The organism is Polyangium jinanense (assembly GCF_028435365.1).
Genome location: NZ_JAGTJJ010000002.1, coordinates 663,163 through 677,053 on the forward strand (window position 1 = coordinate 663,163; position 13,891 = coordinate 677,053).

The 13,891-nt window shown below is 68.3% G+C and carries 14 protein-coding genes; 6 read left to right on the forward strand and 8 right to left on the reverse strand.

What is annotated here, in order from left to right:
- Window positions 1-19: 19 nt before the first annotated feature.
- Window positions 20-544 (reverse strand): hypothetical protein, encoded by a 525-nt coding sequence (locus KEG57_RS07775; protein WP_272417415.1) that lies wholly within the window; start codon window positions 542-544, stop codon window positions 20-22.
- Between the two features lie 87 nt (window positions 545-631).
- Here KEG57_RS07775 and KEG57_RS07780 point away from each other — a divergent pair, with 87 nt between their 5' ends.
- The 4 genes from KEG57_RS07780 to KEG57_RS07795 all read left to right on the forward strand — a co-directional run bounded on the left by KEG57_RS07780 (window position 632) and on the right by KEG57_RS07795 (window position 6,601).
- The gene (locus tag KEG57_RS07780) at window positions 632-2,719 is read left to right on the forward strand and encodes a beta-galactosidase (RefSeq protein WP_272417416.1); all 2,088 of its coding nucleotides are present in this window, start codon (window positions 632-634) and stop codon (window positions 2,717-2,719) included.
- Between the two features lie 136 nt (window positions 2,720-2,855).
- Entirely contained in the window at window positions 2,856-4,367 is a 1,512-nt protein-coding gene (locus KEG57_RS07785; protein WP_272417417.1) for a vWA domain-containing protein, read from the forward strand.
- 93 nt (window positions 4,368-4,460) lie between these two features.
- Window positions 4,461-5,396: a hypothetical protein gene (locus tag KEG57_RS07790; protein WP_272458334.1), complete on the forward strand. Its 936-nt coding sequence runs from the start codon at window positions 4,461-4,463 to the stop codon at window positions 5,394-5,396.
- 95 nt (window positions 5,397-5,491) lie between these two features.
- The gene (locus KEG57_RS07795) at window positions 5,492-6,601 is read left to right on the forward strand and encodes an AI-2E family transporter (RefSeq protein WP_272417419.1); all 1,110 of its coding nucleotides are present in this window, start codon (window positions 5,492-5,494) and stop codon (window positions 6,599-6,601) included.
- A 2-nt stretch (window positions 6,602-6,603) separates the two neighbouring features.
- Here the strand turns inward: KEG57_RS07795 and KEG57_RS07800 are convergent, their stop codons facing one another.
- Window positions 6,604-7,617 carry a M23 family metallopeptidase gene (locus KEG57_RS07800; protein WP_272417420.1) on the reverse strand — a complete coding sequence of 338 codons (1,014 nt, stop codon included), beginning with the start codon at window positions 7,615-7,617 and terminating at the stop codon, window positions 6,604-6,606.
- Window positions 7,618-7,743: 126 nt separating this feature from the next.
- Between KEG57_RS07800 and KEG57_RS07805 the strand changes: the two genes are divergently transcribed.
- Window positions 7,744-8,427, forward strand: a complete 684-nt coding sequence (locus tag KEG57_RS07805) for an MgtC/SapB family protein (protein WP_272417421.1) — start codon at window positions 7,744-7,746, stop codon at window positions 8,425-8,427.
- 21 nt (window positions 8,428-8,448) lie between these two features.
- Here KEG57_RS07805 and KEG57_RS07810 read toward each other — a convergent pair whose 3' ends face one another.
- The 5 genes from KEG57_RS07810 to mrtC are packed head-to-tail and all read right to left on the reverse strand — an operon-like array spanning window position 8,449 to window position 11,769.
- Window positions 8,449-9,462, reverse strand: coding sequence for an NAD-dependent epimerase/dehydratase family protein (locus KEG57_RS07810; RefSeq protein WP_272417422.1), 1,014 nt, complete (start codon window positions 9,460-9,462; stop codon window positions 8,449-8,451).
- Entirely contained in the window at window positions 9,459-9,869 is a 411-nt protein-coding gene (locus tag KEG57_RS07815; protein ID WP_272417423.1) for a hypothetical protein, read from the reverse strand. The genes KEG57_RS07810 and KEG57_RS07815 overlap by 4 nt, the downstream gene beginning before the upstream one ends.
- Window positions 9,870-9,882: 13 nt before the next feature.
- Entirely contained in the window at window positions 9,883-10,305 is a 423-nt protein-coding gene (locus KEG57_RS07820; RefSeq protein ID WP_272417424.1) for a hypothetical protein, read from the reverse strand.
- A 1-nt stretch (window position 10,306) separates the two neighbouring features.
- A complete protein-coding gene (locus KEG57_RS07825) occupies window positions 10,307-10,972 on the reverse strand; it encodes an HAD family hydrolase (RefSeq protein ID WP_272417425.1) in 666 nt (221 codons plus the stop codon).
- The gene (gene mrtC, locus KEG57_RS07830; protein WP_272417426.1) at window positions 10,969-11,769 is read right to left on the reverse strand and encodes a myxosortase MrtC; all 801 of its coding nucleotides are present in this window, start codon (window positions 11,767-11,769) and stop codon (window positions 10,969-10,971) included. Before mrtC ends, KEG57_RS07825 begins: the two co-directional genes overlap by 4 nt.
- A gap of 113 nt (window positions 11,770-11,882) precedes the next feature.
- Between mrtC and KEG57_RS55505 the strand changes: the two genes are divergently transcribed.
- On the forward strand, window positions 11,883-13,139 hold the full coding sequence (locus KEG57_RS55505) for an extensin family protein (protein ID WP_272417427.1): 1,257 nt from the start codon (window positions 11,883-11,885) through the stop codon (window positions 13,137-13,139).
- Window positions 13,140-13,146: 7 nt separating this feature from the next.
- On the opposite strand, the gene KEG57_RS07840 is transcribed toward KEG57_RS55505, so the two are convergent.
- Window positions 13,147-13,671, reverse strand: a complete 525-nt coding sequence (locus KEG57_RS07840; protein WP_272417428.1) for a hypothetical protein — start codon at window positions 13,669-13,671, stop codon at window positions 13,147-13,149.
- Window positions 13,672-13,891: the final 220 nt, after the last annotated feature.

Below are 13,891 nucleotides of genomic sequence, written 5' to 3' on the forward strand. Positions count from 1 at the left end.
GGAGATCACATTCTCACGTTCACGGCTCCTCCACCATCGGGAACACCTCCACGCTCAGCGATTTGAGCGCGACGGCGCCTTCCGGCGGCCTTGCCTCCTTGAACGCATTGAGCTGATCACGCGTCTCCCAAATGCTGATCGTCATTCCTTTTCCGGTCGCCGGATCCGTCACGAAATAACTTGCCTTGCATCCGGGCTGCTTTCGCATCCAGGCGCGGTGCGCGCGCGCCTTCTCCAGGTCCGCGTCGCTCGCCTTTTCGTGCGTCACCACCCGGCAGAAACCTTTCGTGGGCACCGACGACGCCGACTTCTCGTTCGCTTTCCACAGGTTCGCCGCGGCCCACAACTTGCCGATCTGCAAGATGGGGTGCGCGCCTTCCACGCCGTAGTCCTCCGGCGTCACGACGCGGCCGCGCACCGAGAAGTAGCCGGTTCGCACGCCGAACTCGTCGTTCACGGCGTACTGACCGCCCGCGGAGCTCACGTGGTAGAGGCTGTCGTCGATCGTCACCTTGTTGCCGTCGACGTGGGTCTTGCTCGCCATGGGCGTACACTACCAAAACTCGGCGCCTCGTCCGCCTTTGAAGCTCACCGGGTTCGTCCCTTCTTTGCTACCCTCGCTCCCGCCGTCATGACCGCACGTGAAGACAGGGCAGGGGGCGAGGGCCTCGATCGTAGGGTGCGTCTCGTCCCTGGGGGCCTCGAGATCGCTGGCGAGGTCGTTCCGCTCCGCGCGGGCGCCGTTCACTACTGGCGCCTCGATCCGAACGAGTGGCGCGCGTGCCTCGAAGCCGTCAAGGCCATGGGCCTCCGCCTCGTCGACATCTACATCCCCTGGGGCGTTCACGAGGTCGCCCCCGGCAAACTCGAGCTCGGCGCGACCGACCCCCAGCGCGACATCACCCGCTTCTGCCGCATCGCCGAGGAGCTCGGCCTGTACGTCATCGCCCGTCCCGGGCCGCACATCAACGCCGAGCTCACGTACTTCGGCCTCCCCGAGCGCATCGTCTGGGACCCGGCCTGCCAGGCGCGATCGCCCGACCAGAACCCGGTGATGCTTCCCATGCTCCCGTTCGCGTTCCCCGTCCCGAGCTACGCGAGCGACGCCTTCCACGACGAGGCCGCCCGGTATTTCCAGGCCCTCGGCCCCGTGCTCACGCCGCTCCTCTACCCGAACGGGCCGATCGTCCTCTTCCAGATCGACAACGAAGGCGCGCTCTACTTCCGCGACGGCGCCTACGACCAGGACTACCACCCCGACGCGATCCGCCTCTACCGCGAGTTTCTCCGGGAGAAATACGGCACCATCGACGCCCTGCGCGCCTCCTACGGCACCGAGCTCGCGGAGGGCGAGGTCCCGTCGAGCCGCCGCGGCGAGGTCAAACGCTTCTCCTCGATCGACCCTCCGCGCAAGTTCGACGCCGAGCGCCCGCGTGACCTCGCGCGCCACCTCGACTGGTCCGAGTTCCACGAGCACCTGCTCGCCACCGCGTTCCAGCGCCTCGGCCGCGCGCTCGCCGCGGCGGGCATGGAGGGGCTGCCCACGACGCACAACCTCCCGCCGGGCCAGGACGCGACGCCGCTCAACGCCGCGCGTGTCACCAAGGTCGTCGACCTCGTCGGGCTCGACTACTACCACGCGGCCGATCCCACGAGCCGCGCCGTCATCGCGCGCCGCACGAGCGAGCTCGCGACGCGCTCGGAGGCCCTCTCCGTCCCTGCGTTCGCCTGCGAGATGGGCGCGGGCTTTCCGCCCTTTTTCCCGCCCCTCGACGAGCGCGACGGCGCCTTCACCGTCCTCTGCGCCCTCGCGTACGGCCTGCGTGGCTTCAACGTCTACATGGCCGTCGAGCGCGACCGATGGATCGGCGCGCCCATCGATCGCCACGGCCGCGCGCGGCCTTATGCCGTCTTCTGGCGGAAGCTCTCGGCCGCCCTTGAACAGACGAGCTTCCACGACCTGCGCCGAAAAACCCCGGTCCGCATCCTCATTCCTCGCACCGAGCGCAGGCTCGCGCGGGTCATGCACGCGTTTGGCCCGCTCTCCGGCGCGTTCTTCTCGATCGTCGGGGCCGGCGCGCGTGAGCGTTGCGTCGAGGACGACCTCGGCCTCGGGTATCCGCTCGCCATCGAGGCCGACAACTTCGCCCGCGCCTTCGAGCAAGCCCTCGAAGCGCGCGGCGTGCCGTTTGCCGTCGTGGGCGGCGAGGACCGCGACATCGCGCTCGGCGACGCGCGCTGGCTCATCTGCGCCACCTCCGGCGCCTTGAAGCCCGAGCTCTTCGAGCGCCTCGCCGAGGCCCACGAGCGCGGCGCGCGCGTCACGATCGGCCCGCGCGAACCTCGCTTCGACGGCGCCTTCCGGCCCCTTTCCGTCCCCTTCGATCTACGCCGCCTCGGCGAGGACGGCCTCCTCACGGGCGACGTCCCCGCTGCGGCCGACGCGGCCGTCTCGCATGCGATCGAGACGCTCGGCCTCCCCGCGTACGCCTGCGACCCTGGCGGCGTCTACGTCACCGTGCACGAGGATGCCTCGGGCGCGCCGCGCGTGCTTTTCATCGTCAATCCTTCCGAGCGGGACATCGTCGCCCGCGTCAGCGCCGGCGCTGCGCGCACGAAGGCGACCGACCTCATCGACGATTCCACCTTCGAGGCCCGCGCGGGCACGCTCGAAGTGCGCATGAAGCCTCGTACGGTGCGTATGCTGGCATTGCGTTGATCGCGGAGGGCATGTCCGTTGCTTTCCAGACCTCACCCCCGCCCCCTCTCCACGCGGTGGAGAGGGGAGATGAAATGCCTCTTTGCCCCTCTCCACCGCGTGGAGAGGGGTTGGGGGTGAGGCTCGGAGGTGCTCGATGAAGAACGTCGTTTTCATAGGCTCGGCCGCCCTCTCGCTGATCGTCGCCGTGGGTCTCGCTGCGTGCGGGGCCGACGAGGCTGGCAGCGACTTCGGGGGTTATTCGGAGCCGCCGGGAGAATCCTCGGGCGGTAACGTCGCGCCGCCACCGGCCCCGCCGCCCTCGGAGGGCACCGACGCGGGCACCGACGCCGCTGCACCTTTTGCGTGTGATGGCCTCGACAAGGACAGCCCTGTCATCCTCTACCTCTCGGCGGACGACTCCAACTCGATGGGCTCTCCCGTCCAGATCCGCGAGCTCTTGAACAAGGGCATCACCCCGTCCGCGAGCCTCGTGCGCACGTACGAGTTCCTCAACTACTACCGCATCCAGTACCCCGCGCCGCCCACCGGCGAGCTCTCGATCCTCCCGCACCTCGGCGAGACCAAGGTCGCGGGCGAGCTCGACCTCCAGCTCGGCGTCCGCTCCTACGACGCGGTCAAGCCTCGCCGCCCCGTGACGATCACGTTCGTCCTCGACACCTCCGGCTCCATGGGCGGCGAGCCCATCGAGCGCGAGCGCGCCACCATCACCGCCATCGCGCAGAGCCTCGCCGAGGGGGATATCGTCAATGCCGTCACCTGGAACACGAGCAACAACATCGTCCTCTCCGGCCACAAGGTCACGGGGCCGAACGATCCGCAGGTGCTCGCGATGGCCGCATCCATCGAGGCGAGCGGCGGCACCGATCTCTCGACGGGCCTCGCGGTCGGTTATCAGCTCGCGGGCCAGCATTACGGCACGGGCCGGCTCAACCGCGTCATCCTGATCAGCGACGGCGGCGCCAACGTCGGCGTCACGGACGAGGACCTCATCGGCCTGCAATCCGAGGACGCCGACAAGGAGGGCATCTACCTCGTCGGCGTCGGCGCGGGCCCCGGCGAGAACTACAACGACCTGCTCATGGATACCGTCACGGACAAGGGCCGCGGCGCATACGTTTATCTCGACAACCCGGCCGAGGCGACGCGCATGTTCGTCGATCGATTCGACGAGACCATGGAGGTCGCCGCGCGCGGCGTGCAGGTCGAGATCACGCTCCCCTGGTACATGCGCATGTTCAAATTCTACGGCGAGGAGTACTCGACGAACCCCGAGGAGGTCGAGCCGCAGCACCTCGCTCCGAGCGACGCGATGATCTTCAACCAGGTCATCAAAGCGTGTGACCCGTCGGTCGTCGATCCGAACGACAGCATCACCGTCGTCGCGCGCTGGAAGACCCCGCTCACGTATCTCGACCGCGAGGTGAAGGTCACCATGACCCTCGCCGATCTGCTCGCCGCGCCGAAGCCCCAGCTCGCCAAGGGCAAGGCCATCGTCGCGTATGCCGAGGCGCTCAAGAATCCGAGCAAGGAAGCCTTCCAGAGCGCGCTCACGCTCATCGAGGAAGCCAAGGCAGGCGCGTCCGACCCCGAGCTCGACGAGATCGCCGCCCTCATCGCCAAGCACCCCGTGCACCTCCAGCCCTGACCCTTTCGGGACGAACGGCGTTGTTGCTTCTCCGCCGGAGAACTCCTAAAAAGGGCCGTGCGAACGATTGCGAAGATTCTCGGAGGCCTCTTCATGAGCGGCCTCGTCTGGGCCGGCTGCAGCGACGATCCCCAGCAAACCCCGGACGATCCGCTCGCCGGCCTCCCCAAAACCTATGCCCGCGTCCAGTGCGGCCGCGTCTTCGCCTGCTGCGACGCCGCCGAGCGGGACGACGTGCTCCTCTTCGACCCGGTCCCCGCGACCCAGCAGGAATGCGAGGCCCGATACGAGAGCTTTTTTGGCGCCGTCGTCGTCGACCTCCGCAAGGGCATCGACGCCGGCCGCCTCGTCTACGACGCGGCGCGCTCGGACGCCTGCTTCACGAAGGCCGAATCCGCGACCTGCGCCGATTTCTTCGGCACCGATTTCCTCGAAGAGGACCTCGATTGCGAGGCCGCGTTCCAGGGCACCGTCGCGCTCGGCGGCGCCTGCCTCGCCGACGACGAATGCAAGGACCCTGGCGCCTCCTGCGCGGGCGCCTCGGGCGCGGATCTCGGCACCTGCAAGGCCCCGCCCGGCGAGGGCGAACCTTGCCAGGACGGCCTCTGCGGCCCGGGCCTCACGTGCCGGCTCGACGAGGGCATGCTGAAATGCGTCGCCCCGACCGCCGACGGCGGCGCGTGCGAACTCGATATCGATTGCCAGAGCAGTTATTGCGATTTCCAGTCCGGCGTCTGCGCCGCGCCCGCAGAGGTCGGCAGCGCGTGCTCCGTCAATGCGGGCTGCGCGAGCGGTTATTGTGACGTCGCGGCCGGGACGTGCGCTGCGAAGAAGACCGACGGCGCGGCGTGCGTCACGAGCGTCGAATGCGCGAGCGGCTTCTGCGACGACGCTGCGGGCGCGGGCGCCTGCGCGCCCACGAAGCCGGACGGCGCGGCTTGCATGGTCTCCGCCGAATGCGCGAGCGGCCTCTGTGACGCCGGCGCTTGCAGCCCGAGCACTGGCACCCCCGTCTGCGACGGCCTCTGACCGCACGCTCTTCGAAGTCGCGCGGCGGCCTGCCGTTCCGGTTGACGCCGCGCCTCTTTCATCCCAGGTCTCCGGTTCAGCGAGGCGTGCTGTCCATGGACCGAGATCGCTGGCTCTCCGTTGTGCTGAGGACGGCGCTGCTCGTCCTGTTTTTCTGGATGATCCGGACGCTCCTCGTCCCGATTGTCCTGGGCGGCCTCTTCGCGCTCCTCCTGAGCCCCCTTGCCGAGAAGGCGAAACCCCGGCTGGGCCGCGCCGAGCGCCATACGCCGCTCCTCTTCACGTTCGCCACGATCATCCTCGTCGTGATCCCGTTCGTCTTCTTCACGATCGAGGCCATCCAGTCGATCAGCGAATTTCTGGCCCGTGATTGGACGCCGACGATCCAGCGCTTCCAGTCGTTCCTGACCGAGGGCATCGACATTCGCGGCCGGAGCATCCACATCGGCGGTCCTCAGCTCCAGGCGGCCATCCAGAACATCGGCCAGCGCGCGGCGTCCTTCGCGGCCACGTTCGTCGGCGGCATGGCCACGGCGTTGCCGGGGTTCATCCTGAGCCTCTTCCTGTTCGGCGTCTCGCTTTATTATTTCCTGCGCGACGGCGGCAAGCTCGTCCGCTGGATGTTCCGCTTCTCGCCATTCCCGCCGAACCAGACGCGCGAGCTCTTTGCCTCCGTCCGCGAGACCGTCAATGGCGCGATCCTCGGCATCCTCGCGACGGCCGTGGTCCAGGGCAGCCTCGCGCTGCTCGCCCTCAACGTGTTCGGCGTGCCAAACGCGTTCTTGCTCGGCGTCCTCGCCGCGCTCCTCTCGTTCATCCCGCTCGTCGGCACGACGCCGGTCACGGTGGGCTCGACGATCTACCTCTTCGCCACGGGGCACGTCGGCAGCGCGATTGGAATGGCGATCTCGGCCGTGATCATCGGCCTCTCCGACAACGTCGTCCGCCCCTGGGTGCAGAGCTCGTCGACCCGCATGCACCCGCTCATCGCGCTGGCCGGCATCTTCGGCGGCCTCGAGCTCTTCGGCCCGGTCGGCGTCTTCCTCGGCCCCGTCATCGCGGCCATGGCCGTCTGGACCGTCGACACCTACGCGAAGCTCCACCCCCCGCGCCGTGAGGCGACCGCACCGCCCACGGACAAGGACACGATCGTGCCCCCGCCGTCGAAGCCCGCGCCCGCGCCGGAAAACCCGCCCTTGCCGTGACCTCAGTGTGCCGGGCGTGGCGCGGCGTCGAGCCGCTGATCGAGCTCGGCCTTCACCTTCAGGAAGACGTGCCGTTCTGCCTCGGGCACGGCCGTGGCGGGCGGGGTGAGGAGAGTCTCGGCGTCGAAATAGGTACCCTTCGCGCGTGCGCTGAAATGCAGGTGGGGCCCCGTCGAGCGCCCCGTGCTTCCGACATAACCGATGAGCTGGTGCGCGCGCACCTGATCACCCACCTCGAGCCCTTGTGCAAACTTGGAGAGATGGGCATACCCGGTTTCGGTCCCGTCCGGATGCACAATGGCGACCCAGTTTCCGTGCGCCCCGTGGGGGCCGACGAAGCTTATGGTGCCGCGATACGACGCATAAACCGGCGTCCCTTTGGGCGCGCCGAAATCCGTCCCCTGATGCGGCATCGGCCGGCGCAGGATCGGGTGCATGCGGCGCGGGTTGAAGGGGGACGTCCTGCGCAGATTGGCGAGGGGCGAACGCCAGCCGGTCGAGCAGGCCTGTGTCCCCGTCGCGTCGAAATAACCCTGCAACTCGTGCCCTACGAACTCGTAAAACCGAGACGGCTCGCCGACGGGCGGCCGGTACTCGACGGCGAGGATATGCGTGTCGCGGCTGCCGTCTTCGGCCCCTTTTTCGTCTGCGACGAGCCGGATCGTGGCCCCTTCGCGATGGTCGTCGTCGGGCAGGCAACTGCCGAGCGCGTCGTCGATTTCGTCGAGAAAAACCTCGTCGAGCTCCCCTCGGGCGGCGGAGGGCCCCGGCGATACCCATACGAGCGCGCCCGCCTGCTCCTGCTCGGGCGTGACCAACTCGCGGTGAGCCGCTTCCGTGCTTGCTGACGGGGCGGCCGCTGTTCGCTCACCCGCCGCGCGGGCCCAGGACTTCTCCAGCGAGACGGACCAGCAGAAAAACGGGATCCACGCCAATCCGAGGATCGCAATGCACCCGAGCGCGACGTCGAGCGTGGCGATCGTGCGCCGTGAGGAGTCTGGATCGAACGGCTCCATCGAAGAGAGCGAAGTTTTACCAGCACCGATCGGGGCGTGCAACTTGCTGGCACCCCTCCCTCGCTCCCGAGGCTTGCGCCGCCGCTCCACGCGTGCACAATGGGTGTGACTCGAGGAGTCGAGGCCATGATCTCTCACGTTGAGATGATCACACGCATCGTCGTGGGTACGGCGCTCGGCGGAATCATCGGCTACGAACGCGACCGGCACGGCAAGCGCGCGGGCCTGCGAACGCACCTCCTCGTCGCGACGGCATCGGCCACGTTCATGGTCGTGTCCGCTCACTTCGTCTACTTTCAAGGGTACACGGAGGGGGAGCTCGTCGAGGTGGACGGCTCACGCATCGCGGCCTCCGTCGTATCGGGCATCGGCTTTTTAGCGGGCGGCGTCATTCTGCGGACCGGGCTGACGATTCAGGGGATCACGACCGCAGCGGGCCTCTGGCTGGTGACCGCGATAGGTCTCTGTGCTGGCGCGGGCATGCTGCTCGAAGCCGCCGTCGTGACGGCCATGGGGCTCGTGGTGCAGACGGTCGTGCGGCGACTCGAGGGCAAAAGCAACGTGCTCGTCCGGAAGCGCGTCTCGGTGGTCCTCGCCGACTCCAAGCAACTCGACGACGTGGAGGCATTGCTCGATGAACTCCACGTCGTCGTCTTCAACATCGACTACGAGCGGCGCCTCGATGAGGAGCGGCGGATCTCCATCACCTTCGACGTCGGTTTTCCATCGGCGCTCCGCGTGGGCGACCTGATCGAGCGGCTCGAACGGCTCAAGGATGTTCGGCGGGTGCACGTCGAGAATACGCACTGACGCCTTCGTCCTCGGGCCTGCTCAGAGCCACCCCTGTTCCCGGTAAAACCGCGCCGCATCCGCGAGCGACACGTCGAGCGGCCGTGACGTATACCCGAGCTCCCGCGCCGCCCGCTCCGACGACAAACGCACCCGAAACGTGCTTTGCAGCGCCATTTCGTGGCTCAGCATCGGCGGCCGGCCCGTGAGGCGCGACGCGCTCTCCATCAGGAACGACAAACCCATCACGGCTCGATCCGGCAGCGTGAAACGTGGCGCCTTCCCGCCGGCCGCCGCGGCGATTCGCGTGAGCAGCGCGCGCACCGAGAGCGCCTCGCCTCCGAGGATGTAATGCCGCCCGGAGCTCCCCCGCTCGGCGGCCGCGAGGTGCGCCGTCGCCACGTCCCGCACGTCGCACGTCGTCCGGATCCCGTTCGGCGCGGCGATCGTCGTGCCCTTCCGCGTCGCCCAAAAGAGCGGCAGCACGTTTCGTTTCCAGTCACCCGGACCGAACACCGCCACCGGATGCGTGATCACCACGAAAAGCCCCTCGCGCCCGGCGCGCTCCACCTCCTGCTCCGCCAGCCATTTCGTGTGCGGATAGACCATCTGGAGCGGCGCGAAATTGTACGGGCTCGTCTCGTCCACCGTGACGACCGCATGGGGAGGCGGATACGGCTTTCCGATCGTCGAGCCCGTCGACGTGAACACGAATCGCGGGACGCCCGCGCGCCGCGCCGCCGAGAGCATGTTCCGCGTGCCCGTGACGTTCGTCCGCTCGATCTCCACCCATTTCGCGCGCCACATTCGCACGTCGGCGGCGACGTGATACACGACCGACGCGCCGCGCATGGCCTCGGTCAGCGTCTCCACGTCGTCGAGATCCCCCCGCACGATTTCGAGCGCGGCCCGCGGCAGGTCTCCCGGCAAATCCCCGCTCCGCGACAGCGCGACCACGTGGTGCCCCGCTTCGAGGAGCTGCCGGATGATCTCCCAGCCGAGAAACCCTGTCCCGCCCGTCACGAATGCGGTCTTTCGCCGCGGAATGCCGTTCATGCTCGTTTCCCTCGCCTGGACGGCCGTGGACGGTCGAGGTAGGCGCGCGCCTCGGCCTCGGACGCGAAAAACACGATCTGCATCTCGCGCGGCGCCGTCCCGATGAATCGCGCCGCCCGCACGACCATTTCGGTCACAACCCGGATCGTGAAGCTCGCGCCGATGCAGAGGTGGGTCATCGGGGTCGTGACGCGCTTGCCCTGCAGCACCCGCCGCGCCTCGATCGTCGCTCCGGTGACCGCGGAGAGGTCGCAGAGCACGAAGATATGGTCTTTTCCTGCGGACCAGTCCGATTGAAAATCGAGGAGCCCTTCGAGCGACGGACCGTCGATTTCCCCCGAGAGGCGCATGGCGAAGACGTTCGGCTCCTCGATCCACGCGACTTGCTCCCCGAATTGCCGCCTCATTCGCCTCCGCACCTCACCGGATGAGCTCGCGTAGTTCCTTGCGCCGCTCGGCGAGCCACGTCCGCGCCTCGGCCTCGGATTCGAAAAAACCGAAATCGACGCGCCGCTTCGTGAGCAGACGGCCGGCCGTGAGCACCATCTTCGCGAGCGTCCTCGCGGTGAAGCTCGCCCCCAGAATGGCGACCGCGCCCGGCGCCTTCCGCTCCCGGTTCCACGCGACCATTTCCCGCCGCGCCTCGGTCGTGATCGTACCGGCCTGCCCCACGTGGATCAGGATGAGCCGGTAGCCGTGGCGTTTCTCCAGGTCCCCGCGGAGGGCCTGCATGTACCGCTCGACCTGCGTGTCGTAATCGCCGCGGAGCCACACGACGAGCAGATCGCCCTCTTCGCGGATCTCGACGGTCGTGGGTTTGTCCGGGAAGTCCACGGCGACCATCTCACCACCTCTCGATGCGCCACCCGCGCTGTCGGGCGAGGCGTTCGAGCCGCGGATCGGGATTCACGGCGACAGGCTTCGCCACCCGTTCGAGCAGGGGCACGTCGGTCACGCTGTCCGAATAAAACGTCGCCTCTTCGAGCACGAACCCGAGTTTGTCCGCGAGCGCCTCCGCGCGCCGCACCTTCCCTGCGCCGAGGCAAATCGGCCGCTCCGCCCGACCCGTGAAATGGCCACGCGCGTCGATCTCGAGCTCGGTCCCCACGACGTGCTCGATTTCGAGTCGTTGCGCCAGCGGCCGCGCGGCGTACTTCGTCGCGCCCGTCACGATCGCGCAGACGTCGCCGGCCTCCTTGTGCCTCTTCACCGCGCGCCGTCCCGCGTCGGCGACGTGCCGCTCCACGTATTTGCCGAACCAGTCTTCGCAGCGCGCGATGAGCGCGCTCTCGGGCGTGCCTGTAAGCGGCGCGAGCGCCCTCTCCGCCATGTTCTCTGCGTCGAGGAGCCCGAGCGTGTATTGCCCGACCCAGTAAAACGTCTTCAAGAGGTCGAACGTCGACGCCTCGCCGATGTCGCGCAGATACCGCACGTAAAGGCTCGCGGTCTCCTTGCGCACGAGCGTGCGATCCATGTCGAAGAGCGCCGCGCGGGGTTTCGGTGCGTTCATCGCGAGAACCCGTAGCCGCGCTGGAGCGTCGCCGAGAAGATGTTGCAGAGCGCGTGGAACACGACGCCCGCGCCGACGCCGCCCGTCCGCGCGCGCAGCCAGCCGAAGACGAGCGACGGGAAAAACACCGCGAGCCGGTCCACGCTCGGCACGGTCAAAAAATGCCCAATCGCGAAGATCGCCGACGAGACGATCAAGGAAGGGCCGAGCTCCGCCCCGAACACGCGCCATCGGGGCGGCCACGCGGCGTCGAGCCGGGTCTGGAGGTATCCCCGGAAAAACGCCTCCTCGGGCAGCGCCACGGCCAGAAAATGCCCGGAAATCTCGTTCAACGGCGACTCGAAGCCCCGGAACACGAAGGGCATCTTCACGCGCCAGAACAGCTTGAAGCCGAACCAGAACGGCGGGAAAATGATCGCCGCGAGCAAAAGCACCCAGAGCGAGGCCGAGGCCGCGTCACGCAGCAGCCTGCGCCGATCGAGCGGGAGCGGCTCGAGCAGGCCTCCGAGCGAGAGCCCGTGCGCGCGGATCACGTGCTCGTCTCCGCGCAGGACGAGCCACCACGTGACCGCGAGGAACGCGAGCCCCACGGCCGTGCCCGCGTGATCCTTGGGCGCGAGGTACGAGAGCGCGGTCACGAGGAGCGTCGTGGCGAGCGCGACGAGCAGCGGGCGGCGCGCGTTCGGCGCCTCGGGGACGGGCTCCAGGGGCGCGGCGGGCGCGGGGCTCTCGGCGCCGAGGCCCGGGGCGGGCGGCGGCGCGGGGGTTTCGAGGGGGGCGGGAGGATCCGGCAGCACGCGCCGGCGAGGATAGCTTCGTCTGGCCGGCGGCGCGAGCCCGTGGTCAGGGGGTGGTCCGGGAAGATCTTCGATTTTCTGGCCTTCCTGGGGACGGTGGGTACAGTCGGCTCGTGGTGCTCGGTTCGCTTCTCCGCTCCCTCGGCCCGTCCTGTCTCGCGGCGCTCACGTTCGGCGCGGGCATGCTCTGCACCCGTCCGGCGAGCGCGGTCTCGCCGTTCCTGGTGACGCCTGACGCCTCCGTGGTCGATGCGAGCCCGGCGTATCGATACGCGAACATGACGGACGACGAGGCATTCGCCGAGCTCGACAAGAGGAGCCTGCCGTACGTGCGCATCGACCCCGTGCCCGGCGTGCGCGCGCCGGTCCGGCTCACCGGGCGCCTGCACGGCGTGTTGATCCATTCGGCGTTGCCGGAGGAGCAGCGGTCGACGTCGATGTTCGAGATCCTCGACGCGCGCTTGGCGCTTGCGCTCGACGATTTCACGGCGGTGCTCGAACGTCACGAGATCGACGAGCTCGTCCATTACACGATGTACCGGCCGAACGTGCCCCGCGAGATGCCTGCGCCCGTGGTGGCGAAAAAGGCGCCGGCGCAGAGGGAAGCGCCGAAGAAGGAATCGGCGAAGAAAGAGGCGCCCAAGAAGGAGACGCCGAAGGCGGATGCACAGAAGGCGGAGGCGCCGAAAGCGGAGGCGCCGAAAGCGGAGGCGCCGAAAGCGGAGGCGCCGAAAGCGGAAACGCCCAAGACAGGCTCGAAGCTTCCGCAAGCGAATGCGGCGAAGGCGTCGGACCTTGGCAAAGGCGCGCTCGGGACCAAGCATTCCGAGGGCGCGACGAAGGGCACGAAACACAAGGCGCCCGCCGCGGTCCAGGCAAAGCCGCGCGAGATGGTGACGGCGAGCGAAAAGCCGAAGACCGCGCCGCATCATGCGCCGAAGACCGCGCCGCATCATGCGCCGGCGAAGGCCGAGGCGAAAGCGGCGCCGGCGAAGCCCGAGGTACAAGCCGCTCCCGCGAAGACCGAGCCTCACGCAGCGCCGGCGAAGACCGTGCCCCACCCGCGCTGGGCCCCGCCGGGCACGCGTCATCCCGCGGGGCTCGCGATCGACGTCGGCCGATTGCGTAAAAAGGACGGCACCTGGATCAGCGTCCTCGACCATTTCCACGGCAAGATCGGCGAAAAGACCTGCGGCGAGGGAGCCCGCAAGCCCGAGCAGCCCGTCGCGCAGGAGCTCCGCGCGCTCGTGTGCGAATCCCAGGACGCGGGCATCTTCACGTACGTGCTCTCGCCGAATTACAACACCGACCACGCCGACCATTTCCACATGGAAATCAAGCCCGGCGTGCGGTGGTTCCTCGTGCACTGACCGGCGCCTATCGCAGCGCTTTGAGTGGCGATAGGACCCCATATTTGAGATCGATCGGCAGCTTGAGGGTGCCGCCGAAGACCATCTCGACGGGGGGGAGCGGGCCGTCCGAGAGCGGTGCGAACGGGATGTCGAGCTGGAACGTGATCGAGGCGAATCCGATCGACACGAAAGGCGCGAGGTGCGCGCCGACGAACGCGGCTCGCTCCTTGGTCGCGCTTTCGAATGTGGCCCCGACCTCGGCACCGAAGATCGAGGTATTGATCTGCGGGCCGAACGAAACCCGCGCGCGCTCGAAGCCCACGGCGCTCGCCTGAACGAAGCCTCCGTATCCCACTCCTCGGCCGGACGCGTTCCCGTAATGCACGAACGTGATCTCACCGCCGAGTAGCCCCAGCGCGGGCTGCTCAGGTCCGAACACGACGCCGCCCATCGGCCCGACCGTGAAAACGTTCCACCCGTCGGCGCGGCTCGGGCTCGTGGAGACGAGCAGCATGAGGGCAACGGCGAGCGAGGAGACCCGGCGGCGCATGAACCGGGGAGCGTGGGGGAGCGCCTGGGCCGCGTCAATCGAATCGCGCTTCGCGCGGCGAGGTTTTTCTTGGCGTCCCGGTCGTGGCGGACATCGCGGAGGCGCAGAGAAGGCCGGAGCTCGCGGTTCTGTCGGCAATGGCGCACGGGCAGACGAAAACTGCGTTCGAGGTGGCCGTGGCTGCATTGACCGCGAGCGTTGAGCATCGAGGACACGGCGA

Bases quoted from the DNA above. Each gene is read 5' to 3' on its own strand.
- KEG57_RS07800 (WP_272417420.1), bottom strand. From the start codon at position 7,617: ATGGAGCCGTTCGATCCAGACTCCTCACGGCGCACGATCGCCACGCTC.
- KEG57_RS07805 (WP_272417421.1), top strand. From the start codon at position 7,744: ATGATCTCTCACGTTGAGATGATCACACGCATCGTCGTGGGTACGGCG.
- KEG57_RS07790 (WP_272458334.1), top strand. From the start codon at position 4,461: ATGAGCGGCCTCGTCTGGGCCGGCTGCAGCGACGATCCCCAGCAAACC.
- KEG57_RS07810 (WP_272417422.1), bottom strand. From the start codon at position 9,462: ATGAACGGCATTCCGCGGCGAAAGACCGCATTCGTGACGGGCGGGACA.
- KEG57_RS07785 (WP_272417417.1), top strand. From the start codon at position 2,856: ATGAAGAACGTCGTTTTCATAGGCTCGGCCGCCCTCTCGCTGATCGTC.
- KEG57_RS07820 (WP_272417424.1), bottom strand. From the start codon at position 10,305: ATGGTCGCCGTGGACTTCCCGGACAAACCCACGACCGTCGAGATCCGC.
- KEG57_RS07775 (WP_272417415.1), bottom strand. From the start codon at position 544: ATGGCGAGCAAGACCCACGTCGACGGCAACAAGGTGACGATCGACGAC.
- KEG57_RS07840 (WP_272417428.1), bottom strand. From the start codon at position 13,671: ATGCGCCGCCGGGTCTCCTCGCTCGCCGTTGCCCTCATGCTGCTCGTC.
- KEG57_RS07815 (WP_272417423.1), bottom strand. From the start codon at position 9,869: ATGAGGCGGCAATTCGGGGAGCAAGTCGCGTGGATCGAGGAGCCGAAC.
- KEG57_RS07795 (WP_272417419.1), top strand. From the start codon at position 5,492: ATGGACCGAGATCGCTGGCTCTCCGTTGTGCTGAGGACGGCGCTGCTC.
- KEG57_RS07780 (WP_272417416.1), top strand. From the start codon at position 632: ATGACCGCACGTGAAGACAGGGCAGGGGGCGAGGGCCTCGATCGTAGG.
- KEG57_RS07825 (WP_272417425.1), bottom strand. From the start codon at position 10,972: ATGAACGCACCGAAACCCCGCGCGGCGCTCTTCGACATGGATCGCACG.